General features: G+C 64.6%; 26 protein-coding genes and 1 pseudogene. 15 read left to right on the top strand and 12 right to left on the bottom strand.

What is annotated here, in order from left to right; all coding sequences use genetic code 11:
* Positions 1-4: 4 nt before the first annotated feature.
* The gene (locus ACREYQ_RS19950; protein WP_432261909.1) at positions 5-598 is read right to left on the bottom strand and encodes a thiamine pyrophosphate-dependent enzyme; all 594 of its coding nucleotides are present in this window, start codon (positions 596-598) and stop codon (positions 5-7) included.
* Positions 599-609: 11 nt separating this feature from the next.
* The gene (locus ACREYQ_RS19945) at positions 610-1,137 is read right to left on the bottom strand and encodes a thiamine pyrophosphate-binding protein (protein WP_432261908.1); all 528 of its coding nucleotides are present in this window, start codon (positions 1,135-1,137) and stop codon (positions 610-612) included.
* Positions 1,138-1,184: 47 nt separating this feature from the next.
* Here ACREYQ_RS19945 and ACREYQ_RS19940 point away from each other — a divergent pair, with 47 nt between their 5' ends.
* Both ACREYQ_RS19940 and ACREYQ_RS19935 read left to right on the top strand, forming a co-directional pair.
* On the top strand, positions 1,185-1,925 hold the full coding sequence (locus ACREYQ_RS19940; RefSeq protein ID WP_432261907.1) for a Crp/Fnr family transcriptional regulator: 741 nt from the start codon (positions 1,185-1,187) through the stop codon (positions 1,923-1,925).
* 194 nt (positions 1,926-2,119) lie between these two features.
* Complete coding sequence (locus ACREYQ_RS19935) at positions 2,120-3,130, top strand: CAP domain-containing protein (protein ID WP_432261906.1); 1,011 nt, start codon at positions 2,120-2,122, stop codon at positions 3,128-3,130.
* Positions 3,131-3,476: 346 nt separating this feature from the next.
* Here the strand turns inward: ACREYQ_RS19935 and ACREYQ_RS19930 are convergent, their stop codons facing one another.
* The 3 genes from ACREYQ_RS19930 to ACREYQ_RS19920 form a co-directional block, all read right to left on the bottom strand.
* Positions 3,477-3,827, bottom strand: a complete 351-nt coding sequence (locus tag ACREYQ_RS19930) for a hypothetical protein (RefSeq protein WP_432261905.1) — start codon at positions 3,825-3,827, stop codon at positions 3,477-3,479.
* Between the two features lie 160 nt (positions 3,828-3,987).
* Positions 3,988-5,307 carry a nucleotide disphospho-sugar-binding domain-containing protein gene (locus tag ACREYQ_RS19925; RefSeq protein ID WP_432261904.1) on the bottom strand — a complete coding sequence of 440 codons (1,320 nt, stop codon included), beginning with the start codon at positions 5,305-5,307 and terminating at the stop codon, positions 3,988-3,990.
* Between the two features lie 30 nt (positions 5,308-5,337).
* A complete protein-coding gene (locus tag ACREYQ_RS19920; RefSeq protein ID WP_432261903.1) occupies positions 5,338-5,934 on the bottom strand; it encodes a TetR/AcrR family transcriptional regulator in 597 nt (198 codons plus the stop codon).
* 277 nt (positions 5,935-6,211) lie between these two features.
* Here ACREYQ_RS19920 and nthA point away from each other — a divergent pair, with 277 nt between their 5' ends.
* The 4 genes from nthA (at position 6,212) to ACREYQ_RS19900 (ending at position 8,684) form a co-directional block, all read left to right on the top strand.
* Positions 6,212-6,829, top strand: a complete 618-nt coding sequence (nthA, locus tag ACREYQ_RS19915; protein WP_432261902.1) for a nitrile hydratase subunit alpha — start codon at positions 6,212-6,214, stop codon at positions 6,827-6,829.
* Positions 6,826-7,482: a nitrile hydratase subunit beta gene (gene nthB, locus ACREYQ_RS19910; protein ID WP_432261901.1), complete on the top strand. Its 657-nt coding sequence runs from the start codon at positions 6,826-6,828 to the stop codon at positions 7,480-7,482. Before nthA ends, nthB begins: the two co-directional genes overlap by 4 nt.
* A 1-nt stretch (position 7,483) precedes the next feature.
* Complete coding sequence (locus ACREYQ_RS19905) at positions 7,484-7,882, top strand: nitrile hydratase accessory protein (protein WP_432261900.1); 399 nt, start codon at positions 7,484-7,486, stop codon at positions 7,880-7,882.
* Positions 7,883-8,105: 223 nt separating this feature from the next.
* The gene (locus ACREYQ_RS19900) at positions 8,106-8,684 is read left to right on the top strand and encodes an NnrU family protein (protein WP_432261899.1); all 579 of its coding nucleotides are present in this window, start codon (positions 8,106-8,108) and stop codon (positions 8,682-8,684) included.
* Positions 8,685-8,802: 118 nt separating this feature from the next.
* Here ACREYQ_RS19900 and ACREYQ_RS19895 read toward each other — a convergent pair whose 3' ends face one another.
* On the bottom strand, positions 8,803-10,281 hold the full coding sequence (locus tag ACREYQ_RS19895; protein WP_432261898.1) for a HAMP domain-containing sensor histidine kinase: 1,479 nt from the start codon (positions 10,279-10,281) through the stop codon (positions 8,803-8,805).
* Positions 10,278-11,021, bottom strand: coding sequence for a response regulator transcription factor (locus tag ACREYQ_RS19890; protein ID WP_432261897.1), 744 nt, complete (start codon positions 11,019-11,021; stop codon positions 10,278-10,280). The genes ACREYQ_RS19895 and ACREYQ_RS19890 overlap by 4 nt, the downstream gene beginning before the upstream one ends.
* A gap of 140 nt (positions 11,022-11,161) precedes the next feature.
* Between ACREYQ_RS19890 and msrB the strand changes: the two genes are divergently transcribed.
* The 7 genes and pseudogenes from msrB to ACREYQ_RS19855 form a co-directional block, all read left to right on the top strand.
* Positions 11,162-11,692, top strand: a complete 531-nt coding sequence (gene msrB, locus ACREYQ_RS19885) for a peptide-methionine (R)-S-oxide reductase MsrB (protein WP_432261896.1) — start codon at positions 11,162-11,164, stop codon at positions 11,690-11,692.
* Positions 11,693-11,719: 27 nt separating this feature from the next.
* Positions 11,720-13,555 (top strand): cytochrome c biogenesis protein DipZ, encoded by a 1,836-nt coding sequence (locus ACREYQ_RS19880; RefSeq protein ID WP_432261895.1) that lies wholly within the window; start codon positions 11,720-11,722, stop codon positions 13,553-13,555.
* Between the two features lie 26 nt (positions 13,556-13,581).
* Positions 13,582-14,382: a peptide-methionine (S)-S-oxide reductase MsrA gene (gene msrA / locus ACREYQ_RS19875; protein ID WP_432261894.1), complete on the top strand. Its 801-nt coding sequence runs from the start codon at positions 13,582-13,584 to the stop codon at positions 14,380-14,382.
* Positions 14,383-14,586: 204 nt separating this feature from the next.
* Positions 14,587-15,285: a hydrolase gene (locus tag ACREYQ_RS19870; protein WP_432261893.1), complete on the top strand. Its 699-nt coding sequence runs from the start codon at positions 14,587-14,589 to the stop codon at positions 15,283-15,285.
* Complete coding sequence (locus ACREYQ_RS19865) at positions 15,176-15,442, top strand: BBE domain-containing protein (RefSeq protein ID WP_432261892.1); 267 nt, start codon at positions 15,176-15,178, stop codon at positions 15,440-15,442. Before ACREYQ_RS19870 ends, ACREYQ_RS19865 begins: the two co-directional genes overlap by 110 nt.
* A 68-nt stretch (positions 15,443-15,510) precedes the next feature.
* The gene (locus ACREYQ_RS19860; protein WP_432261891.1) at positions 15,511-15,777 is read left to right on the top strand and encodes a PepSY domain-containing protein; all 267 of its coding nucleotides are present in this window, start codon (positions 15,511-15,513) and stop codon (positions 15,775-15,777) included.
* 25 nt (positions 15,778-15,802) lie between these two features.
* Positions 15,803-16,318, top strand: a pseudogene (locus ACREYQ_RS19855) (cytochrome b/b6 domain-containing protein); the annotation flags it as partial.
* A gap of 221 nt (positions 16,319-16,539) precedes the next feature.
* On the opposite strand, the gene ACREYQ_RS19850 reads toward ACREYQ_RS19855, so the two are convergent.
* From ACREYQ_RS19850 to ACREYQ_RS19835, 4 genes are all read right to left on the bottom strand, one after another.
* Positions 16,540-17,319 (bottom strand): DeoR/GlpR family DNA-binding transcription regulator, encoded by a 780-nt coding sequence (locus ACREYQ_RS19850; RefSeq protein WP_432261890.1) that lies wholly within the window; start codon positions 17,317-17,319, stop codon positions 16,540-16,542.
* 79 nt (positions 17,320-17,398) lie between these two features.
* Positions 17,399-18,400, bottom strand: a complete 1,002-nt coding sequence (pdxA, locus tag ACREYQ_RS19845) for a 4-hydroxythreonine-4-phosphate dehydrogenase PdxA (RefSeq protein WP_432261889.1) — start codon at positions 18,398-18,400, stop codon at positions 17,399-17,401.
* Between the two features lie 37 nt (positions 18,401-18,437).
* On the bottom strand, positions 18,438-19,694 hold the full coding sequence (gene dtnK / locus ACREYQ_RS19840; RefSeq protein WP_432261888.1) for a D-threonate kinase: 1,257 nt from the start codon (positions 19,692-19,694) through the stop codon (positions 18,438-18,440).
* Positions 19,691-20,674: a 2-keto-3-deoxygluconate permease gene (locus ACREYQ_RS19835; RefSeq protein ID WP_432261887.1), complete on the bottom strand. Its 984-nt coding sequence runs from the start codon at positions 20,672-20,674 to the stop codon at positions 19,691-19,693. The genes dtnK and ACREYQ_RS19835 overlap by 4 nt, the downstream gene beginning before the upstream one ends.
* A 311-nt stretch (positions 20,675-20,985) precedes the next feature.
* Between ACREYQ_RS19835 and ACREYQ_RS19830 the strand changes: the two genes are divergently transcribed.
* The gene (locus ACREYQ_RS19830) at positions 20,986-21,954 is read left to right on the top strand and encodes a bifunctional helix-turn-helix transcriptional regulator/GNAT family N-acetyltransferase (protein ID WP_432261886.1); all 969 of its coding nucleotides are present in this window, start codon (positions 20,986-20,988) and stop codon (positions 21,952-21,954) included.
* Between the two features lie 83 nt (positions 21,955-22,037).
* Here ACREYQ_RS19830 and ACREYQ_RS19825 read toward each other — a convergent pair whose 3' ends face one another.
* Complete coding sequence (locus ACREYQ_RS19825) at positions 22,038-22,328, bottom strand: excalibur calcium-binding domain-containing protein (RefSeq protein WP_432261885.1); 291 nt, start codon at positions 22,326-22,328, stop codon at positions 22,038-22,040.
* Between the two features lie 237 nt (positions 22,329-22,565).
* Here ACREYQ_RS19825 and ACREYQ_RS19820 point away from each other — a divergent pair, with 237 nt between their 5' ends.
* Positions 22,566-23,507 carry a helix-turn-helix transcriptional regulator gene (locus ACREYQ_RS19820; RefSeq protein ID WP_432261884.1) on the top strand — a complete coding sequence of 314 codons (942 nt, stop codon included), beginning with the start codon at positions 22,566-22,568 and terminating at the stop codon, positions 23,505-23,507.
* Positions 23,508-23,620: the final 113 nt, after the last annotated feature.

The raw sequence follows: 23,620 nt of genomic DNA, 5'->3' as shown, positions 1-23,620 counted from the left end.
CCCTTCAATGCGCGGCGTACCAGACGCCGAGTTGTTCCGCCTCGGCGCCCATGCGCTGAAACTGCCGGTCCGGAATTTCCGGTTGCGGCTTCCCGGGGCCGAACTGCGGGGCCTCCGGCTCGACCTTCAGCGCGACGAACACCGGACCCCGGGCATCGAGCAGCGCAGGCAATGCCTGGCCAAGCGCGGGGGCGCTGTCGAAGCTGTGCGCGCTCGCATAGCCGGCGGCCAGCGCCACGGCGCAGAAGTCCACGTCACGGCCGCCCGGCACCGGCAGGTTGGACCCGCCCGTGAACTGAGCACCGTTCTGCACGACAAAATGGATCAGATTCGATGCACGGCCGTCGGCGACGGTGACCAGGCCGCCGAGCTGCATCAGCAGGCTCGCGTCGCCATCGACGACGATCACGCCGTGGTCGGGCCGCGCCAGCGCCAGACCAAGGCCGAGGCTCGCAGCGCCGCCCATGAGCGGCACCGAGCTCAGCCGGCATTCCGTCACGCCAAGTGCATCGAAGGCGAACATCGCCCCCATCGTTGCCACGATCACGCGCTCGCCGCGCGCCTGGGCGATCGCCTTGCAGGCTTCCACAATTCTCATGATGCTCTCCCTCAGTTGCACGCCACGGGGCGTCCGACGATCAGCGCCGCCGCGCCCCGGCGGGTCAGCGCGGCGTCATAGGCCGCGGGCACGGCTTCCAGGTCGGAGGCCTTCTCCAGTTGCCAGTGCGGCACATCGAGCGTGTCGAGCAGCGGCTCCAGCAGGTTCACCACGCGCCGGCGCGACTGCGTGCTCGGCTGGCTGAAGTTCTCGGCTTCGCGACCGAACTGGCCGATCAGGAAGACGGTAGGAATGCGCGCATCGAGCGCCACGGCGCGGATGGTATTGACGCACGCGTAGAGGCCCTGGTTCTGGATCACCACGAGCGGCCGCTTCCCGGCAACCGTCAGGCCCGCTGCGACGCAGACGGCCTGATCTTCGTTGCAGGTGCGGACCAGCTCCACGCCGCCTTCGCCGCGCTCCACGGCCTGATGCAGTGCCAGCTGGACGAAATCCGGCACCGTGACAAAGTGACTGACACCCGCCCGCTGCAATGCAGCAAGATAGGCTGAAGCGCCGATGCTATGATCGTCGGCCATTGCTGTCTCCTGGCTTTCCGTTGATGTGCCGGCGATTCTAAGAAGACGTGTCCCGCAAATCTGTAAAGAAAATGACAGAATCCACCCGGCCCTCCCACCGTTCCCTGGCGTCCGCTGTACTCAAGCGGACGGCCTGGTTCAGCACCTGCAAGCCGGAAACACTGGAGACCCTGCTGGCAGAAGGACAGGTGCGCTTGCTCAAGCGTGGGGAAATCATGACCCGGCGCGCAGAGCCGGTGGAGCATCTCTGCCTGATCGTCGATGGCGTGCTGGAGGTCAGCGCCACGACGTCGGCCGGCAAGCGGCACGTGGTGCGCTACCTGGAGCCCGGGCAGTTGATGAACCTGATCCCGGTGCTGGATGAGCAAGGCGCAATCCACGATGCCGTGGCGCATGCGGACACTGTCGTCCTGCTGCTGAGCAAGGCACTGGTCCGGAAGACCCTGGCCAGTGAGCCGGAACTGGCGCTGGCCTTCATGCGGCTGCTTTGTCTGCGCGCGCGCCTCACGTACCTGAACCTCGCCGAGAGTTCCCTGTCGACGCTCCGCGCCCGTTGCGCGCGCACGCTGCTCCATCTCGTCGATCCATACGGCATGCCACGCACCGATGGGGTGGCGATCTCACTGAAGCTGTCGCAGGACGAGTTCGCCGACATGGTTGGCCGATCCCGACCCATCGTGAATCGGGAGCTCAAGCAGCTGGAACGCGAGGGGATGATTCGCATCACCTATTCGCATTTGCTGATTCTTGACGTGGCCGGGCTGAACGCGATCGCAGTGGAGATGTAAGGCGCGTAACGTCAAACAAGAGGTGCGGCCTGTGACAAGCAGGCTGCGGCGCTATCAGCGCCATCTTTCAGACTCGGGCCAAGGTCCTGTCCACCAATCCTCACAATATCGCGTTAAGCCTCCGGAAGCGGAATTGCCAGGGTCAGCCGCAGATCGCTGGCTCCGCTCGTACAGACCTGAAATAACCGGAAAACGTGAAAAAGTGCCTTTTCGCAGTGGCCGCGACGTCTGCCCTCGTCGCGGTCTGCGCCAGCATTGGTAACGCTGGTGCCACCCCTCCAACGCTCGCCTCGATCACGCCACGCACACCGACCATCAGGAAGGATCCGTCTTCTTCTGGTCCCACCGCGATCGCGCCCAGGTCTACCTACGCCAGGATCGACCCGCGCCTCGAGTTCTTCAATGCGCTCAACTCCCTGCGCGTTGCCATGGGTGTAGGCGCATTGCGGCAAGACGCCGCCCTGGACGCTGCGGCGGAAAACCACCTTGAGTATATGAAGTTCAATGCGGTGATGAGCCATACGGAGATCCCGGGGAATCCTGGTTTCACGAGCGTCGATCCGTACCAGCAAGTGCTTGCTGTCGGCGGTTCGCATCGGCAATGGGTTGGGCAGAATGCTTATAGCGGCGAGATTGCCCGCTGCCTTGCTGCCATGGTGAACTCGGTTTACCACCTGCAAGGGATTACCAGCAACCAGGAAACCATCGGCCTGGCCATGCATGACAACTACTGCGTGGCGAACTTTGGTGTGATGACCGCAGCCGGAGCCGGCGGCTATGGCCTCGCCCAATGGGGCGGCCAACAGCTGCCTCCCGGCACTGGCGCCCACTATCCGGCCGCCAATGCCAACGTCCTCGGCTTGTTCATTCCCGGGGACGAGATCCCTAACCCGGCGCCGGATCTGGACAGAGCCGGTACCCCGATCATGTTCCGCGTCAACGTTGAAAAGCCATCTGACGTGCTGACGGTCTCGCACTTCATCCTGACGGGACCCGGCGGCAGCTCCGTGCCCGCTCGCATCCTGGTGCCTGCCGAATCCAAGGCCGGTTCGGTTGCTTCTGCTATCGAAGACGCGAGCCTGTATCGAGGCGTGGTATTTCTGCTCCCCACGCAGCCCATCGCTGCCGGCACATACACGGCGACTTTCGCCGGCGCACGAAATGGTGTGGCGATCAACAAGTCCTGGCGCTTTACGGCGTACTGATCGGCATCGTCCGCATCCAGGGAGGCCGCGATTGCATCAAACGTTGCCCCCCGGCGCGGCCGGAACGAACTCAGGCGGCATACGATCCGAACGCGATATTTTCCAGGATGTCCGCGCGGGTTGGCGGCCAGCCCAGCGACATGCCCTAACCGCCCGAAGGTCGTGGTTGTCCTTCAGGGCAGCGTTTGTCAATGCCTTGGGACCATTCCGTTTTCGCTTGCAGAGGTGTTCGTCATCCTTCGATTTCCTTGCAACGAGCCGCCGCGCAGCCAGGCAAAATCAGGGTTTGATCGCCATATGCATCGCATGCGGCACGAAATAGAGAGGGATATCGTAGTGCGGCACCTCAAAGCCGTGATGTCCCTTCGGCTCCCAATCGATGTCCATGTGATCGACGGACGGAAACTTGATCCCGGCCTTGGAGGCAAGTTCGGTGAAGGGTTTTGCCTTTCGCCAGGGTGGCGCGATCGATCATGAACTCAAGAAAGATCACGCGCCCCTCGGAGACACCATAGATCGGTCCGAGCGGTAGATCCTTGGGATCGGCCCAATGCTCACCCATGCCGGGAATAACAGGTGAAATCTGGACGACGTTCTTAGGCAGGGAGGAGGCGACAGGAAGCTCCCCCGCGCCGAGTGCGCTGCCGGTCGCGACGGAAAGGAGGACGGCGGAGAATGCTGTCCGAAGGCGCTTCATGGTTGTCGCTTCGTTCAAATGATGATCTGAATCCTTGTTTACGGCCGAATTGGCATAAGGCTCCTCCGTTCGCCGGTGCGGAGACAACGACGTCGGGCAGGGCCGGGAGGAAGTTGACGTGGTGCCGGTCGATGTTCTTGCCTCGATCTGCGCGTGCCGATCACGCGGTGGAAAAGGCCTTTTGGGAAGACTTCAGTACGAAGTCCTCAATTTCTGCCACGAGCCGCGCTGGCCCTGGGCCTTCCTCGGCAATAGCACGCCCAAGTGCCAACGCCCGCTCGGCGAAGCCCGGCTCGGAAATGACGCGCCGTACGGCCTCGCCGAGCATGTGCGGAGGTGCCGAAGGGTCGAGGCGCAGGCCCGCACCGTGATAGTCCACACGCGCGGCGTTGTCGTTCTGATCACGCCCCATCGGAAGAATGACGAGGGGGACGCCGTGACGTAGCGATCGCATGATCGTGCCATGTCCGCCGTGGGTGACGACGGCGCGGGCGTTGGGCAGGATGTCGTCATGCGCTGCATTGGCAAGAATTGTGACATTCGCCGACGACTGAAGGCGAAGTCCCTCAAGCGCTTTGCCGAGGGTGACGACCACCTCGACCGGCTCCCCAGCCAAACCGGATATCACTCTCTGGAGCACATCGGCCTGCCCCTGATTGGTGGTGCTGAACGATACGAGCACGAGTGGCCGCATTTCGTGCGCTGGCTGGCTCGCCCAGCGTTCGTGGGCCCAACTCGGCATTTCCAGAAGTGGCCCCACATAGCGCACGTGGCCCGGCAGGCGCTCGGTTGGAAAATCGAAGCTGCTGCTGGTGGCAAGGAGATGGCGGCCGGCGCTCAAGGGCTGTTCGTGGACATGGGCCAGCGGCGCGACTCCGAAATGAGCACGGGCGGCGTTGAGGCAAGGCAGGAAGCCGTCCCATACTTGCTCGACCATTGCCGAAACCTCGGCGTCTCTCGCTCTGTCCGCCGCGGACCGGGCAGGCTGAAAGCCCGGTCCGAACGGCGGATGTCCGGGGAGAGGCCAGAGCGAGATGTTGGTTGCGAGCAGTGCCGTCGGAACCTTCGCAATTTCGCCCGCGAGCATGCTGCCGAATAGCAGATCTGAGCCAAGAACGATATCGCACGGCTCCGTTGCCAATGCCTCGAGAATGTCCTCGGCGTAGGATTGCGCGGGTCCGACGAAGATCCGTTCGCACCATCTTTGGAAGCCGGCTAAGGGATCGGCGATTTCCCAATCACGCACGAAACAGCTTTCGGATGAGCGATCTGGACGGTTCGGGGCGCGCTTCCATGGCAGGAATCGAGCCCCCGCTTCGATCGCCTCGGCTCTCATCGTGTCGTCGGCGATAAGGCGCACGTCGTGGCCCCGGTCGGTGAGGGCACGCACGGCCGCGAGCGTCGGCGGCACATTGCCGCCGCCTTCCCAGCCGACCGCCAGGATGTGCAGATACGGCCCCGCATCTGTCGCCTTTGCCATAGCCGTGCTCCTTTCTCCATGGAGACCGGATCAGTTCGTCCCGTCCTCACGCAGCAGGCGCTCAATCGCCTGCGTCATGAGCCGGCGCGTCTCCGCCGCCGAATGCTCTTGGGCCCGGCGCAGCAGATGCCAAGTCCAGACATCGGTCTGGGCTAGCAACTGCGCGAACCGATCCGCGCGGGATTGGCCGTCGAGCTTGTCGAGCCAGGCCCTGAACATATCCTCGATCCACTCGCGATGACCTTTGCGTCCGCGATCGAGGACGGCGGCGAATTCGGGAATGCGCGCCTCCTGCCCGAGCGTCCGCACGAGGATGTCGCCGGTACGTTCATAATCGTCCGTCAGGAGCGCGACGATGTCGGCCACGCTTTCTGCGGGCGTGCTCCAGCGTTGAGCCCGGATCGAGACATCCATCTGGGCCGCCATGGCGCTGAGCACGCCGGCCTTGCTGCCGAAACGCCGTATCACGGTTTGACGGGTGGTGCCGGCAGCGGCGGCGATGTCATCGAGAGTGAACTCGTCGAACCAGCGCTCTTCGAGGAGCGCGATCAAGGCGTCGACGATCTGCCGCTCGGTATCCTGAACCGCATTGGCGCGCGCCGACTGGCGATAGACTCGCGGTGACATGGTGTCGCCTCTAATTTCATATTACATAGCGTAACGCCAAATTGGTGAATGTCAATCACCAATTGATGCTTTCAGCCCGGCGTAAAATCCGATGGCCGGTACGGGCACGCTCGAAATCTGGGGACCGGTGAGGAGGCAATAGCCTCACTTCAACAGAACTCGCCGCGCGCTTGACCCCGAAGAATGAAGCGGGCTTCGGGACAGAAGGAAGTTCAAGGCTCGCGATCCCGAACCGGTTAGCCTACACTGCACTTGTCGCTCTGGTCCGAGTACATCTATGAGTCCCGACGAGCACAACCACTCCGAGCTGTCGCCAATCCAGCTGCGCGTGCGCGCGCTCGAGACAATTCTGACCGAGAAGGGGTACGTCGACCGTGCCGTCCTCGACCTTATCGTCGAGCGATACCAGACCAAGATCGGCCCTCACATCGGGGCTAGAGTAATCGCCCGGGCGTGGGTTGATCCCGAGTTCAAGGCGGCACTGCTGACAGACGCGACAAAGGCGATCGCAGCGCTCGGTGTCGTCAGTCATGTGGGCGATCATCTGGTCGCGGTGGAGAACACGCCCGGGCATCACAACATGGTCGTCTGCACGCTGTGCTCGTGCTACCCATGGGACGTGCTTGGGCTGCCACCGGTCTGGTACAGGTCGGCCGCTTATCGCTCGCGTGCCTTGTCAGATCCTCGCGGCGTGCTGGCCGACTTCGGCGTCGTCCTGCCAGAAAACGCGCAGATCCGAGTCTGGGACTCGACCGCGGAGACCCGCTTCCTTGTGGTACCACCCCGCCCCGCCGGCACCGAAGGCTGGCCCGAGGAGCGCCTGGCGCGGCTCGTCACCCGTGACTGCATGATCGGCACCGGCTTGCCCCGGCGTCCCGAGGAGACATCGCCATGAACGGAGTTCATGACATGGGGGGCATGCACGGCTTCGGCGCGGTCCAGCCCGAGGCTGACGAACCCCCGTTCCACGCGCGGTGGGAGGAGCGCGTGCTGGCGATGCAGCGGGCCATGCGTTTCACACGCGCCTGGAACATCGACATGTCTCGCGACGCGCAGGAGCGGCTGCCTGCCGAGGTGTACCTCTCGGTGTCCTACTACGAAAGATGGGCATTGGGAATCGAGCGCAACGCCGTCGAACGAGGGCTGATCGGCGCCGATGAAATCGCCGCAGGGCATGCCCTGCATCCGGGCAAGCCCGTCGAACGGGTCATGACGACAAACGACATCGAACACGCATTCACTCGAGGCTCTTTCGCTCGCCCGCCGAAGAAGCCGGCCAGGTTTAAACCGGGCGAGCGAGTGCGCACGAAGAACATCAACCCGCCCACGCACACGCGCTTGCCACGATACGCACGCGGCCGTGAAGGAACGATCGAGGCGATCCGGGGTTGCCATGTCTTTCCGGACTCCGTCGTGACAGGCGCGGGAGAAGACCCACAGTGGCTCTACACAGTCGTCTTCGAAGGCCGCGAACTCTGGGGAGCGGACACCGACGCCACGCTCACCGTTTCGATCGAGGCATTTGAGCCCTACCTCGAATCAGCGTGAAATGAAGGTCGATCCAGCCGCAGCGCGTGATGCTGCCGAGGCCGTACCGGGCGTTCCCCATGACCAGGAAGGCCCGGTGTTCCGCGAGCCGTGGGAGGCACAGGCTTTTGCTCTGGCCCTGGTCTTGCACCAGCAGGGCCTCTACACCTGGCGCGAATGGGCAGCAACGCTGGCAGAAGAGATCAGGCGCGCGCAGCTTGCCGGCGACCCAGATACCGGCGAGACCTACTACCTGCACTGGCTTGCCACGCTCGAGCACCTGATGGCAAGTAAAGGCGTCGCGAGCACAGAGACGCAGGCGCGCTACCGCGAAGCCTGGCACCACGCCGCGCATCGCACGCCTCACGGCACACCTGTCGAGCTGTCGCATGGCGATTTCACAGGAAACGAGGATTCATGATCGCGCCAGGCTGCCCGGACGAGGAATAGCAAGCGCATTAACAACTCGCCATCTGCCACCGTGCACGGGAGAACATCCCGCCTCGCACACGGCTTGAATACCATCCGGGATACTACGCGGCTGATGTATTCGATCCGGACGGATACTCGTTCGAAGTCGTACACAAGAGCTAGGGCCAGGGTATTGGCTCATCCACGAGGAAGGCAACATCGGAGGCATCAGGATGACCGTATTGTTGTTGGGATTGCTGATTTTCCTGGGCGTGCACTCGGTCCGTATCGTTGCGGCGCCATGGCGCGAGGCACAGATCGCCCGCCGCGGGGAGCGGCGCTGGAAGGGCCTTTACGCGCTGGCTTCGCTTGTCGGTCTGGTGCTGGTCATTTACGGCTACGGGCTGGCGCGGGCGCAGCCCGTGGAATTATGGACGCCGCCGGCGTGGGCGCCTCACGCGGCGGGCCTGCTGACGGCGCTGGCCTTTGTCCTGGTGGCGGCGGCGTACGCGCCGCCCAGTCGCATCCGCACGGTAGTGCGCCATCCCATGGTTGCCGGCGTGCTGGTTTGGGCCATCGCACACCTGCTGGCTAACGGCGTGCTGGCGGATCTGGTGCTCTTCGGTGCTTTTCTAATCTGGGCGGCCGCGGATTTCGTGTCGGCGCTGGGCCGTGGCGAGGCGGCGACGGCGGGTGCCAGTGCCGGAATGCTGCGGGGCGACATCATCGCGCTGGTCGCCGGACTTGCCGCCTGGGCGCTTTTCGCTCTCCTGTTGCACGGCTGGCTGACTGGCGTCAGACCGTTTCATTAAGCGGCGCGCATTAGCGCGCCTTGAGAAACAGTGGCAAATGCGCCTGCAGAGTCCAGACCGGTTCGCGGTCGCGACTACTGCCTGTTCCGCGGTCGGCTGCCCGCGCATGGGTAATGACTCACAGGTTAACGGCACGAAGCGCAAGCCCAGACCCTTGGGATGCGGCCGGCAGGACGAAGCAAAGCGTGGTTCCCACCGGGCTGTCGACCAGTCGCACCTGGCTGCCGTTGAGTTGCAGCATGCGCTGCACGATCAGGAGTCCGAGGCCCCCGCCACGATGGGCGCTACCCGACGGGAACGGACGCTGGAAGATCGACTCGCGCAAGGCAGGCGGTATGCCAGGGCCGGTATCGCTGACCGTGACTGCCACTTTTCCGTCCTGAGCGGCCAGGTCCACCTCCACGGTGCCGCCGGCCGGGGTATGGCGGATGGCGTTGTCGAGCAGATTGGTCAGCACGCGCTCGATCATCCCGAGATCGGCCCTGACAGCGGGCAAGGCCGGCGGCACCCCGGCGCGCAACTGAAGCTGCTTGGCCTCGGCCGGCAAGGCGAACTTCTCGAGCACGTCCTGGGCCAGGTCCACCATTGAAAAGTCCTCCGGCGCCGCCTGCACCATGCCGTGTTCGAGGCGCGCAAGTTCAAACAGCGACTGTGCCAGTCTGCCGACTTTAGCGCTCTGGGCCAGGGCAATGTCCAGATAGCGCTGGCGATCCTCTCTGCTGAGCACGTCGGCCTTCAGCGACAGCGTTTCCAGATAGCCGTGCAGTGAGGTCAGCGGCGTACGCAGGTCGTGCGAAATATTGGCAACCATGTCGCGCCGCTCCTGGTCCTGCTGCGCGAGCGCGCGCCACTGCGCGTCGATGCGGCCGGACATCTGGGAGAAGGCGGCATCCAGCGCGGCAATCTCGTCGCGTGACGTAGACTCCGGCGGACGTTCGGCGCGGTCCACGTGCCCATCGCCCGAGTCGAACTGGCTGATCCGCAGCGTCAGGCGCTTTAACGGGCGTGTGATCAGGGCGAACGCGGCAAGTCCGGCAGCCAGGCCGAGCGCAGCCACCAGCGCCATCGACCACAACGTCGTCCGCATCACTGCATTGCGCGACGCCTGCGCGGCCAGCTTGTCATGCGCCTCGCCCTGCAGCACCACATAGATGTAGCCCCCCTGCTGCAATGGCGCGGCACTGAACACCTTGCGCGCCGACGCGCTGCGCGGATCGTCGCCGAGGATCGGCAATGCGCCACCGCCAATCAACTGCTTCACGGGTGCCAGGTCGACGCGGTCCCGCACCAGATGGCCGGCCGGCGCGTCATGGCCGTGGATACGCCCCTGGTCATCGAGCAAATAGACCTCGACACTTGGATTGACCACCATCAACTCGCCAAACAGCCTGCGCAGCGCCACCGGTTCGAGCGCGCTCTGGTCTTCGCGCAATGCCGTGCGCGCGACGTAGGCGGCCAGTCCACGCGAGATATCCTGGACCACCTCTTTCTCGTGCATCGCATTGGCACGCACCTGCAGCCACGCCGAGGCGCCGCAGCAGGCCAGCAACAAGGCCGCGAAGACGGCCGCCAGCTTCTGGGTCAGGGAAAGGTTCACGATGCCGCTCCGGTGTCGGCAGCCTCGCCGGCGTGAGGATCGGCGACGAAGCGATAGCCGCGGCGCCAGACTGTCAGGATGCGCCTCGGCTGGGCGGGATCGGCCTCGATCTTGGTGCGCAGCCGGTTGATATGGGTGTTGACGGTGTGCTCGTAGCCTTCGTGCTGGTAGCCCCAGACCGCGTTGAGCAGGTCCATGCGCGAGAACACCTTGCCGGGATTGCGCGCAAAGAAGTACAGCAGGTCGAACTCGCGCGGGGTGAGGTCGAGCCGCCTGCCATCGACCACGGCCTCGCGGGCGAGTGGGTCGACGCTCAGGCCTGCCAGTTCGAGGCTGCCGACATCGGCCCGCACGTCGCGCGCCATCGCGTCGGCGCGGCGCAGCAGCGCCTTGACCCGCGCCACCAGTTCCAGCATCGAAAACGGCTTGGCAAGGTAGTCGTCGGCACCGAGTTCGAGCCCGAGCACGCGATGGACCTCGCTGGAACGCGCACTGGTGATGATGATGGGCGTGTAGCGCGTCATGGCGCGCGCGCGGCGGCAGATCTCCAGGCCGTCCACGCCCGGCAGCATCAGATCCAGCACCAGGGCATCCCAACCGCCCTGCTCCAGCAGCCGCAGTCCTTCCGCGCCGTCCGCACTATGGACGACCTCGTAGCGCTCATCGCGCAGATGGATGGCGAGGACGTTGGCAATGCCGACGTCGTCCTCGACGAGAAGGATGCGTTTGGGGCGGTCCATGGCGCAGTGGTGGCTCGGAGTTGGCTCTATTGTGCAGAAATCTGCCAGCGCAGTTATCACGAATTGTTTAAGGTTTGGCGAGGACTCGGATACCGGCAGGCGCCTACCATCCGGATATCACTTCCAGTCTGGGGTTCACCATGCGCATCACGAGACGCTTCCTGTTATCCGGCGGCACGCTGACCGCGGCGCTGGCCGCCGTGGGTGGCTGGCGGCTGCTGAACGCCGCGTCCCTGGCCGGCGAAGACGGCAAAGCCACGGCGAAGCCACCCGAAACCTTCGAATTTACGCTGACCGACGCCGAATGGCGCAGGAGGCTCAGCCCGAGCCAGTATGCCGTGTTGCGCCAGGAAGGCACGGAACGGCCCTTCAGCAGCCCGCTTAACGACGAGCATCGCAAGGGCATCTTTTCGTGCGCGGGCTGCCAGCTCGCGCTGTTCTCGTCGGCCACCAAGTTCGACAGCGGCACCGGCTGGCCAAGCTTCTGGGCGCCCCTGGCCAATGCCGTGGGCACCACGGACGACCGCTCCTTCGGCATGGTGCGCAGGGCTGTGCATTGCCACCGCTGCGGCGGCCACCTGGGCCATGTGTTCGACGATGGCCCCAAGCCGACCGGCCTGCGCTACTGCATGAACGGCGTGGCCATGACCTTCCGCCCGGCTTCTGCCTGATCCGACCCACTGCACGGACCCATCGCCATGCTGCTCCTGATTCTTTCCTACCTTGGCGGGGCGCTCACGATCCTGAGCCCCTGCATCCTGCCAGTCCTGCCCTTTGTCTTCGCGCGCGCCGACCAGCCCTTCGTGCGCAGTGGCCTGCCGCTGCTGGCCGGGATGGGCGTTACCTTTGCCGGCGTGGCCACGCTGGCCGCCGTGGGCGGCAGCTGGGTCGCCCAGGCCAACCAGTACGGACGCTGGCTGGCAATCGCGCTGCTGGCCGTGTTCGGCCTGACACTGCTGCTGCCGGGGCTGGCCGAGCGGCTGACACGCCCGCTGGTCGATGCCGGCAGCCGCCTGTCGAATTTCGCCCAGACCGACGGCCGCACCAGCCGCCCCGCCTCGTCCTTCCTGCTTGGCATCGCCACGGGCTTGCTGTGGGCCCCGTGCGCCGGCCCGATCCTGGGCCTTGTGCTGACCGGCGCGGCGCTGCAGGGCGCGAGCTTCGGCACCACCCTGCTGCTGCTGGCGTATGCAGCCGGTGCGGCAACCTCGCTGGCCATCGCCCTGCTGGTCGGGGGGCGCGTGTTTGCCGCCATGAAGCGCTCGCTCGGTGCCGGCGAATGGATACGGCGCGGCATCGGCGCGGCGATGCTGGCCGGCGTCGGCGCGATTGCGCTGGGCCTGGATACCGGCGTGCTGACGCGGATCTCGACGGTGGCCACGGGCGGCCTCGAACAGCGGCTGGTCGACCAGCTCTCGCCCAGGGGCGAAGGCGGCACTATCGCCATGCAGGCGGAACCGACCACCATGTCCGGAAAGCCCGCACAAGATGGCTCGATGATGCTGCGCGCCGCGGACCACCCGGCCGCCCTGCCGGTGGAAGGCCGCTTCCCAGGCCTCGACGGCGCGGTGCAATGGCTCAACTCGCCGCCGCTCAGTGCCGAAGCGCTGCGTGGCAAGGTCGTACTGGTCGATTTCTGGACCTACTCGTGCGTCAACTGCCTGCGCACCCTGCCCTATGTGAAGGCCTGGGCCGAGAAGTATCGTGACCAGGGCCTGGTCGTGGTCGGCGTGCATGCGCCCGAATTCGCCTTCGAGCGCAATATCGACAACGTCCGCAAGGCGGTGCGCGACCTCGGCGTGACCTATCCGGTCGCGATCGACAACAACTACGCGATCTGGCGCGCGTTCGGCAACAACTACTGGCCGGCACACTATTTCATCGACGCGCAGGGACGCGTGCGTTTCCATCACTTCGGCGAAGGCGAGTACGAAAAGTCGGAGGCCGTGATCCGCCAGTTGCTGGCGGAAGCCGGGCACCCGGCGGTGGCCAAGGTGGCGATGCCCGAGGCCAATCCGGATGCCAATGCCATCCGTCAAATGACAACGGCACAGGGTGTGGAAATGGCCGCCGACAAGGACGCCATGCGCTCACCGGAGACCTATGTCGGCTATGCGCGCGCGGAGAACTTCGTTTCCGCCGGCGGTGCCAGGCAGGATCAGCCGAAGGAATACAGCGCGCCCGCCGAGCTTGCACTCAATCAATGGGGCCTGGCCGGCAACTGGAAAGTCGGCGAGGAAGAGGCAACCCTGGAGCGCGCGGGTGGCCGCATCGTTTATCGCTTCCACGCGCGCGACCTGCACCTCGTGCTCGGCCCGTCGCCGGATGGCAAGCCAGTGCGTTTTCGTGTGGCGATCGACGGCAAGGCCCCGGGCACTTCGCACGGCACCGACGTGGCTGCCGATGGCAGCGGCATGGTGACGGCGCAACGCCTCTATCAACTGGTCCGCCAGGGCAGCGACATCCGCGACCGGACCTTCACTATCGAATTCCTCGATGCCGGCGTACAGGCCTATGCCTTTACATTCGGCTGAATCAAACACTTCCAGAGAGGCCAACCATGAAAGTCATCGCAATGCTGCAACGCTGGACCCGCCCCACCACCGCCAGGCTTGCGGGCCTGGCGCTGCTGGCGGCACTGGTTGCCGGCGTCGCCAGGCCAGTGCTATCCGCCGAAGCCGCAGTGAAGCTCCCCGCCGCAAGCGTCGACGAAAGGCCGGGCGCCAGCCGCAGCCAGACCGCGGTCTTCGCGGGCGGCTGCTTCTGGGGCGTGCAAGGCGTGTTCGAGCATGTGCGCGGCGTGACGCGCGTGACATCCGGCTACGCCGGCGGCGCGGCGAGCACCGCGCAATATGAACGGGTGGGCACCGGCTCGACCGGTCACGCCGAATCGGTCGAGATCCGCTACGACCCCGCGCAGATCAGCTACGGCAAGCTGCTGCAGATCTTCTTTTCGGTCGCGCACGATCCTACGCAACTGAACTACCAGGGTCCCGACCACGGCACCCAGTATCGCTCGGCGATCTTCCCGCTGACGCCGGAGCAGCGGTCCATTGCCCAGGCGTATATCGCCCAGCTCGACGGCGCCAGGTCATATCGGGTGCCCATCGTGACCCGCATAGAGGCCTACAAGGGCTTCTATGCCGCCGAGGACTATCACCAGGACTTCCTGGTCAAGAATCCCACCCATCCGTACATCGTCATCAATGACCTGCCGAAGATCGCCAACCTGAAGGCGATGTTCCCGGAGGTCTATCGGAAGGATGCTGTGCTTGTCACGAAGGGGGGCGAGCTAGCCCGAATCGGCCGGCGATCCCCTGGCCTGCACGTTCCCGGATCCACCATGCTGCCTGGTGCTTGATGTTCGCGTACGCGGGCCGGGCGGCCTCGCACAACCACAATTTCATCAAATTTTTTGAATAATATCTACAATCCGAATTGGCTGCTCGTGCACTATCCCTCGCTATAGTTCTGCACATGGACGGCGCTACATCGCAACAAAGCGAAAACAGCACCGCCAGACAGAGACTCAAAATAATTGAATCTATTTCCACTGGAGAACACCATGTCGAACGCCAAGCTTGAAGTCCTGACCCCGCGCAACAGCCAGCTCATCATCATCGACCACCAGCCGCAGATGGCCTTCGGCGTGCAGTCGATGGACCGCCAGACCATGAAGAACAACGTAGTCGGCCTGGCCAAGGCGGCCAAGATCTTCGACATCCCGACCACCATCACCACGGTCGAGTCTGACTCGTTTTCGGGCTATACCTACCCCGAACTGCTTGACGTGTTCCCGGGCAAGCAGACGCTCGAACGCAGCTCGATGAATTCGTGGGACGACCAGAAGGTGCGCGACGCGCTGGCCGCCAACGGCCGCAAGAAGGTGATCGTCGCCGGCCTCTGGACCGAGGTCTGCAACACCACGTTCGCGCTGAGCGCGATGCTCGAAGGCAACTACGAGATCTATATGGTGGCCGACGCCTCGGGCGGCACGACCAGGGAAGCGCATGACTACGCCATGCAGCGCATGGTCCAGGCAGGCGTGGTGCCCGTGACCTGGCAACAGGTCATGCTGGAATGGCAACGCGACTGGAAGAACCGCGAAACGTACGACGAGGTGATGGCCGTGGCCAAGGAGCACTCGGGCGCCTATGGCATGGGGATCGACTATGCCTATACCATGGTCCACAAGGCCGCGCAACGCACGGCAACCACGCACGAATCGCTGGCTCCCGTGCACGCGCCGGTCATCGAGCGCTGATACATTGCCGCTGGGCGAGGAGGGAGATGACAGGGTACGGGCCGCCTATGGGGAGAACTACCAGAGGCTGGTCGATATCAAGAACAAATACGACCCAGACAACTTCTTTCGTCTGAACCAAAATGTTCGGCCCCGTCCGGTGGCTTCAAAGAACTAGTGCTGCCGCTGATTGCGAATCATTATCGGGTGCACTATGCTGATGTCTCCCACGATACGGAGACGTTCATGCTTAGAATTGGCGTGCTGATGGCAATGGCCCTGGTGTCCGGTTCCGCGCTGGCCAGCGCGAAATGTCCCGCGCACCCCAAGAGCGAATGGATGAAGGAAAGCGACGCCCGCGCCAGGATTGAAGCGCAGGGCTACAACATCAAGAAGTTCAAGACCGACGGGAATTGCTACGAGATCTACGGCACGACCAAGGAGGGGAAAAAGGCGGAAATCTACTTCGATACCAAGACACTGGACATAGTCAAGGCGGAAATCCAGAAGTAATGCCGCACCTCCCCGCCGCCGCGTCATGAAGCCTTCGCGCCAGTCTGTCCAGGTCTGGGACCCCATCGTCCGCATCACGCACTGGGGCGTGGCGGCACTGGTGCTGTGGGACCTGTACGAGGATTCCGGCGGCCCGCTGCACCGCAACCTTGGCTACACGGCCGCGTGCCTGGTGCTGGTCCGCGTGGCCTGGGGCATGGTGGGCAGCGGCGCCGGGAACTTCCGCGAATGGCTTCCCGGCAGCAGCAGCGTTGTTGCGTATGTCAGGGCCGCCGTTGCCGGGCATCCGCCCCGCTACCTTGGCCATAATCCACTTGGCGCGCTGATGATGCTCGTGCTGTGGATCCTCATCCTTTCACTTGCCGCCACCGGCTGGATGTCGAGACTGGATCTGTTCTGGGGCGAAGACTGGCCCAAGGACCTCCATGGCGTCCTCGCCGACGCGCTGCTGGCGCTGGTGAGCGTGCATGTTGCCGCCGCGATTCTGATGAGCCGGCTGCACAAGGAAAACCTGATCCTGTCCATGGTGACCGGAAGGAAACCGGCGGCGCCGGATCAAGGCAATCCATCCGCCGGGGAGGGTGAATCCACCAGCCCGTCGGACCCGACCGTGATCGCCGACTCTCCTTCTGTGTCGCCGGGCCGCCGGCCGTAGCGGAATCGGGCATGTCAGTTCTGGCGCACTGATCCGCAGCGAAACCACGCGACCGGGGAGGATCGTTCGGGACACAGGTGCAGCGGTTGACTAAGAGGGCATGAGCTTTAGTCGGGGGCGACCGCCACACGCACCTGCTTCAATGCCTGGAACGGTTCCAGCTGCTCGGCCGTGGCTGCCGCATCGGTAATCAACGTCCATGCGCGGTCGAGCGGCGTCCAGTGCTGCTGCTGTGCCCGGCCCAGCTTCGTCGCGTCGGCCAGCACAAAGAGATCGGCCGCCTGGCGGATAATGCATTCCTTCAGGTAGGCCTGCTCTGCGCTGGCTTCGCACAGCCCCACGCCTGCGACTACGCCGTCCGCGCCAAGGAAGGCCTTGTCGACGCTGATGCGCGACAGCGTTACCTGGGCCAACGGACCGAAGGTGCCCATGCTGGAGGGGCGCACGTCGCCGCCGATCAGCGTCACGCGAATGCCGGGCAGGCCGGTGAGCGCGGTGACGGCCAGCAGGTTGGTGGTGTAGACATGGAGGTCCTCGCGCGCCCCAAGTTGCCGGGCCAGCGCAGCAGCCGTGGTGCCGCTGTCGAGCAGCACGGCGTCGCCGTCCTGCACGAAGCTCGCCGCCAGGCGGGCAATGGATTCCTTCTGCTCACGCTGCAGCGACTTGCGTTCCTCGATCGAAGCCTCGGGCTCGTGGCCACCCACCTGCATCAGTGCGGCGGCGCCGCCGTAGGTCCGCACAATGCGACCCTCGCGAGCCAGCGCGGTCAGATCGCGGCGCACCGTGGCCACGGAAACCCCGAGGCTGCCGGTCAACTGTTCGACATTGGCGACCTCGCCCGAGAGCACGAGTTCGAGAATGGCGCGGCGGCGGTCGGCGGCTTTCATGGCAGGCGAAATCAGTATCGGGAATCCTCAACGACCCCCGATCTTACAGGAGCCGGCAGCCCGGGCGCGCGCCAATGGCTCAGGCGCGGCGCGTGGCCAGCTCGGCGCCCTGGCGCAGCGCTTCCAGCAGGCTGCGTTCGTCGGCGATCCCCTTGCCGGCGATGTCAAAGGCGGTGCCGTGATCCACTGACGTGCGGATGACTGGCAGGCCCACCGTGATGTTGACGCCGGCCTCGAGGCCGAGCACCTTGACCGGCCCGTGGCCCTGGTCGTGGTACATCGCCACCACCAGATCGAAATCACCGCGGCCTGCGCGATAGAACAGCGTATCGGCGGGCAGCGGCCCCTCCACGTCCCACCCGCGCGCGCGCAAGGCTTCGACCGCCGGGATAATCTTTTCCTCCTCCTCGCCGTGGCCGAACAGGCCGTTCTCACCGGCATGCGGGTTGATGCCGCAAACACCGATGCGCGGCGACACAATGCCGGCGCGCTGCAGCGTCATGTAGCCGCGCTCGATGGTGCGCTGGACCAGGCCCGGCTCGATCCTGCGGATGGCGTCGAGCAGGCCGATATGCGTGGTGACATGGATCACGCGCAGCTTCGGCGCCACCAGCATCATCGACACTTCCGGGGTGCCGGTCAGGTGCGCCAGCATCTCCGTGTGGCCGGGGAACTTGTGGCCGCCCGCATGCAGGGCTTCCTTGTTCAGCGGCGCGGTGCAGATCGCATCGATCTTCTCCTCGCGGGTCAGCGCGACCGCGCGCTCGATGTAGCGGAAGGCGGCATCGCCGGCGACGGCAGACAGCTTGCCGAAGGGCAAGTCATCCGGGATCAGGCCCAGGTCGATGCAGTCGATGGTGCCGGGCTGGAAGCGCGCTTCCTCCGGGGCCTGGATCGCGCGCACCTTGAGCGGCGAGCCGACGAGCCGGACGGCCAGTCCCAGCCGGCGCGCGTCGCCGATGACAAGCGGACGGCACTGCGCAAACACGCTGTCATGCGCGAGGCTCTTGACGATGACTTCGGGGCCGATGCCCGTGGCATCACCCATGGTAATGCCGATGACGGGAAGGTAGTCGCTCATTTGTCTGTCTCTTGTCGGGGTGGGGCGGCGCGCGCGGTCACGCGGACGGCGCGCGGAATTCAGTCATGGCCTGCCACGCCAGCCAGAGGGCGGCCTCAGTGCCGAACGCGCCGGCCTTGGTCGCCACGCGGCGCGCGGGTACGCCGGGCAGCGCGGGCGTATCGGACAATGGCACACCGGGCTCGGCTTCGCGCCGCAGCATCAGGGCGCCGATGCCGGCCGCGGCGAGCATGGCCCGGGCCGTCTCGCCGCCAGTGGCGATCAGGCCGCGCGCATGCTGGAAGCCGGGCAGGGACAATTGCGCCAGCGCGGCGCTCAGGCGCGGCCCTTCGCCTGCGTCAAACGCGTCGTCGCGCCCGATGCTGACCAGCAGGTCGCGGCCTGCCCGCAGGCATTCGGCAATCGATTGCCGCGCGGCATCCCAGTCGGCGTGGCCGGCGCCTTCACGCAAGATCCGCGGCGGAACCACCAGCGACTGCATCCCGGTGCGTTCGCGCAGGCAAGCGGCCTGTCGCCCGGAGATGCCTGAGAGGCTGCCGACCAGCGTCAGGACCGGGCCCGCATCAGGGGCTTTATTGGCAGGCAGCGGCCACGGCGCATCGCCGTCAAGCGGGCACTGCGCAGCCAGCGCACGAGCCAGGCCGCCCGAGCCAACCCAGAATGCGGGGACACCGAGTTGCACCGTTGCCGCGGCCAGCGCAGCCAGGTCTTGCTCCGTCTGCGCATCGCAGACGACGGCCTGCGCGCCTTCACGCGCCAGTCCGGCGATGGTTAGCCGCAGAGCCGCGTCGCCCGCGCGCACCGCGGCCAGTGGCAACAGCGTCGCCCGCAACCCCTGCGCGGCCAGCAGCGCGACAATGTCGGCGCGTCCGGCAAGTCCTTCCAGGCGCCAGATGTCGGAGTCTTCGAGCGGCTGGCCGTTCACGATCATGCAACCACCAAGCGTGGTGCGGCGAGTGGCCGGGAAGGCCGGCGCGACGATGGCAAGGCCGGCCAGCGGCGCCAGCGCCGCGGTTTCGGCAGCCCAGTTGCCTCGCAACGTGGAATCGATCTTCTTGTACAGCCGCCGGCTGGCGCCCTGGCCGCGATGCCAGGCTTCGAGATTGCGCGTTGCCGCCATTTGCGGCACCAAGCGGCGGCTGTCGACGTCGCAAGCCATCACATCGGCCTGCCATGGGTCCGCGCCCGCAGATGCCGCCTCCAGCGTGACGACGGTCCGGGCGCCAGACATGGCAAAGCCGATCGCGCAGTCGGCAGCGCCAGACAGGTCGTCGGCGATGATCAGCCAGCTCATGCGGCAGTCCTCACCGGCGCCTCGGCCCCCTTGCCCGCCACGCGACGGGCGACCCAGGCGGTCACCAATGGCGTCAGTACGGCGGTGACCACCACGCAGGCGGCCACCAGGATCGTGGCGCTCCTGGCCGATTCCGCGTAGACCGGATTAGCCGCGGCTACCAGCGTCGGCACGGCGGCGGCATTGCCGGCGGTGCTGGCGGCCGCGACACCTGCCACGCCCGTGCCGCCGGTGAGGCGGTCCGCGAAGTACAGCGCGCAGCCGGTGACGGCCACCACGGCAACTCCAAGGCCCAGGCCCAGCATGCCCGCCTGCCATACCTTGTGGAGGTCCAGGCCAGCGCCCAGCGCCAGCGCGAAAAAGGGGATCATGACCGGCACGGCTTTACCCAGGAAATCGCGCATCTCCCGATCCAGGTTGCCCAGCAACATCCCAAGCATAAGCGGAAGGATGCTGCCGACCATCGTCGGCCACGGGAACGCGGACAGACCCGCCACGCCCAGCGTCACCATCGTCAGGAACGGGCCGGACTCCAGCGACATGATGCTGTAGGCGCCCACGTCTGCAGGCTTGCCGTACTGGCCCATCAGCGCCATGTACAGGCCGCCGTTGGTGTCGTTCATCGCGGCCACCACGGCAAGCGTCGACAAGCCGGCAAACATGCCGGCGCTGATCGGCGCCTCGCCCAGAAAGTGCCCCATGATCACGCCCAGCACCATGGCCGTGCCAACCTTGGTGCCGAACAACACGCCGCCCTTCTTGAGAATGTAAGGCGTGGCTTTGATGTTGATGCTTGCGCCCATGCAGACATAGAACACCGCGAGGATGGGCAAGGCACCGGTAAAGAGCGCGCCGGTAAACGACCCAAAGAACTTCGGCCCATCCGGCGCAAACGTGGCAACGAGCGAACCGATCAGCAGCGGCACGATCATCATGCCGCCGGGGACGCGCTCGATGGCGCGTTTGATGGAAATCTGCATGGTTGTCTCCTGCCGCTGAGGGTGCGGCCTTGTAAGTTTCGAGCAAGCATTTGATCGAATCGATCAAATTCATCCGAAGTGTAGTGCAGCGGATTGAGTTTGACCAGTTCGATCATTTTTCTGATTGAAAAGATCAGCATTCCAGGCAAAAAATACTGTGAAATCTACTTCGCTGCGTGGCTCGATCGCCCGCGGGCTCCCCGGGCGGCAAGCTGGGTACCCGCGGGTCGACATTCCAGCAAATCCGGACTTGATTTAGTTGCGTCTCACAACTAAATTGGTTGCGATGCGCAACTTTTGTGAGCCAGTCCGTGGACCTTATCGATATTCCAGCCAAATCTCGGGAAGCGACGATTCTCGAACTTCGCGAATTCTCTCGAAGACTTGTTCGCGAACTTGGTTTCATGCGAGCCACCCTGGCCGATAGTGACCTGGCGCCGTCGGCTGTTCACGCGATCCTCGAAATCGGGGCCAGGCCAGGGATCAGCGCAAAGGATTTGGCCAACATCCTGCGCCTGGACAAATCGAACACGAGCAGGCAGGTCGCAAGGCTGGAAGCTGGCGGACTCGTGGAGCGCAAGATCGCAAACGAAGATGCCCGTTCGTCCGAGCTGTACCTGACCGAGGCAGGACAGAAACTTCGAAAAAAAATCGACCGCTTCGCAACGGATCAGGTGTCCGACGCGCTGCGACGGATGGTTCCTGCTGACCAGCAAGCCCTGGTTCGTTCTCTCGCGCTATACGCCGATGCGCTCACGCAAGACAACGCCGTCAAGACAGCCCCCGGAGATACCGTGGCCACCCGAGTTCTGGAGGGCTACCAACCCGGCTGCATTGGTGACGTCGCAAGCTTGCACGCGCGGTTCTATTCGGAGCACTGGGGCTTCGGCGCGTTCTTCGAAAAGAAGGTGGCGACGGAGCTTGCAGAGTTTGCCGGCAAGCTGCCAGCCGATGGCAAGGCGCTGTGGCTCTACGTCGAAAATGGCCGGTCGCTCGCCTCTCTCGCCATCGACGGAGATGATGAAACGGGCATCGCCCATTTGCGTTGGTTCATTGTGGATGACTCATTGCGTGGTTCCGGTGTCGGACGGCGACTGATGTCACGCGCAATGAAATTTGTCGACGACCGATATAGCGAGACATACCTCTGGACGTTCAAGGGACTGGATGCAGCACGCCATCTGTACGAGTCTTTTGGTTTTCAATTGGCGGATGAATCAGAGGGGGCGCAATGGGGAAGCAAGGTCATCGAGCAACGGTTCAGGCGTTGCCTGGCTTGAGTTCGGACTAACCCGCCCACGTCTTCGTGAGGAAGGTTGCAGCGCAGGAGTGGACAGCAGGGCGTGGCCTACCGATCAGGGCGTCAGAACATGCATTGGAGAGGCGGCGTCTCACATGGAATACCGTCGCCGTCCCCATCCATCTTTACCCCCGGGCAGTTCTTCAGATAGAAGCGTGCTTCCGCACAGGAAGCCATCTGGCTGCAGTGCTGTTTGCCCTCGCAGCGGAATCCTGGTTCCGCCGCTGCTGCCACTGCTGAAACCCCGATCTGCTGCGGCTCGGCCTGGGCAACCGGATTTACCAAAGGCGCGTGAGTCTTGTAATAGGTGAAGGCGGCCGCAGCGGCCGCGACTACCAGCAAAGTCTTGTACATGTTGACCCCTGCCCTTCTTTTTCTTTTGCAAATCGAAGGATGCCACAACAGCGTCGTTGAGGGCCTGGCGCTCTGCCCGAAGGGCTAAAGCGACCACAATCTAGGTATACTCACCACACACATGGCGCACGGCCTGCCAGGGAGGCAGGCGCGAAAAGCTGACGGCATAAGAATATGAAAAATACCGGATATCTTGCCTTGCCCGCGATCCCGGGAGCGGGTTGACTCGCGCCAACCATGGGCCACGCTCCTCCACGCACCCAGTTGCTGGCAACGACGGCCGGCGGCACCGTGCCGGCTATTCCTACCGCGCCGCGCTATGGCAGCGCGGCCTCTCACTGGGACGGCTTTGTACTGGAGCGCCACCTGCTGCCCGCCGGCGCCCTGGACACCACGGTCATGCCCGTCCACTGCCTGGCCATCCCGATCGGCAGGGATCCCGTCGCGATCCGCTGGCACGTCAACGGACAGCGCCTGGACGGGGCGATGGCACCAAACCAGGTCTATTTTCGCGCCGCCGGCGATGCACTTTCCAGCACCTGGTCAGCCCCGCTGGATGCCATCTATTTTTCGGTGCGGCCCGATGCCGTTGTCCTGGCTCATGAACAGACGCACGATCGCAACGTGCCTGATCTGCACTCGGACTTCGCCGGCGGTGCCGACAACGGCCTGGTGCAGCTGGTGCTGGCGCTGGACGCCCATGTCCAGGGTGGCAGCGTGGGCGGCAGCCTGCTCGACCAATCCTTGCTGCTGGCCATCAGCCTGCGCGTGGCCCTGCTCTATGGCGGCGGGAAGCAGGACGCAAGCGCCCTGGCGGCCCGGCAGCGGGGCCTTTTGTCCAGGCACGTTCTGGCGCGGCTGGACGATTTCATCCTTGCCCACCTGTCCCAGCCGCTCACCATCGACGCAATCGCCGCCGCAGTCCATATCAGCCCCTTCCACCTGTGCCGGATGTTCCGCAAGACGCGCCAGGTCAGCCTTTGGCAATATGTGCTGAGATGCCGCGTCGAATATGCGCGGAAACTGATACGCCGCCACCCCGATATGCCCCTGTCCGACGTGGCACTCGCAAGCGGGTTCGATTCCTACACCCAATTCTTCGCTGCCTTCCGCAAGTTCAGCGGGACATCGCCAAGCGATTTCCGCGGCAACGCTCATTTGCAGGCCAGGCAAGCCTGACCTGACAGCCGGCGCACAAGCCCGTCCCCCAGAATTATTCGCAAGAAACCGCAAGTGCGGGCGTGGCGGATCCCCTATTGTCTTTCCATTCCCCTGAATGGGGGATAAGCAAA

Source organism: Cupriavidus sp. TMH.W2 (assembly GCF_050847365.1).
Lineage (GTDB): Bacteria > Pseudomonadota > Gammaproteobacteria > Burkholderiales > Burkholderiaceae > Cupriavidus.
Note: the sequence above shows the minus strand (reverse complement) of the source record. Positions and strands in the feature narration are given on the sequence as shown.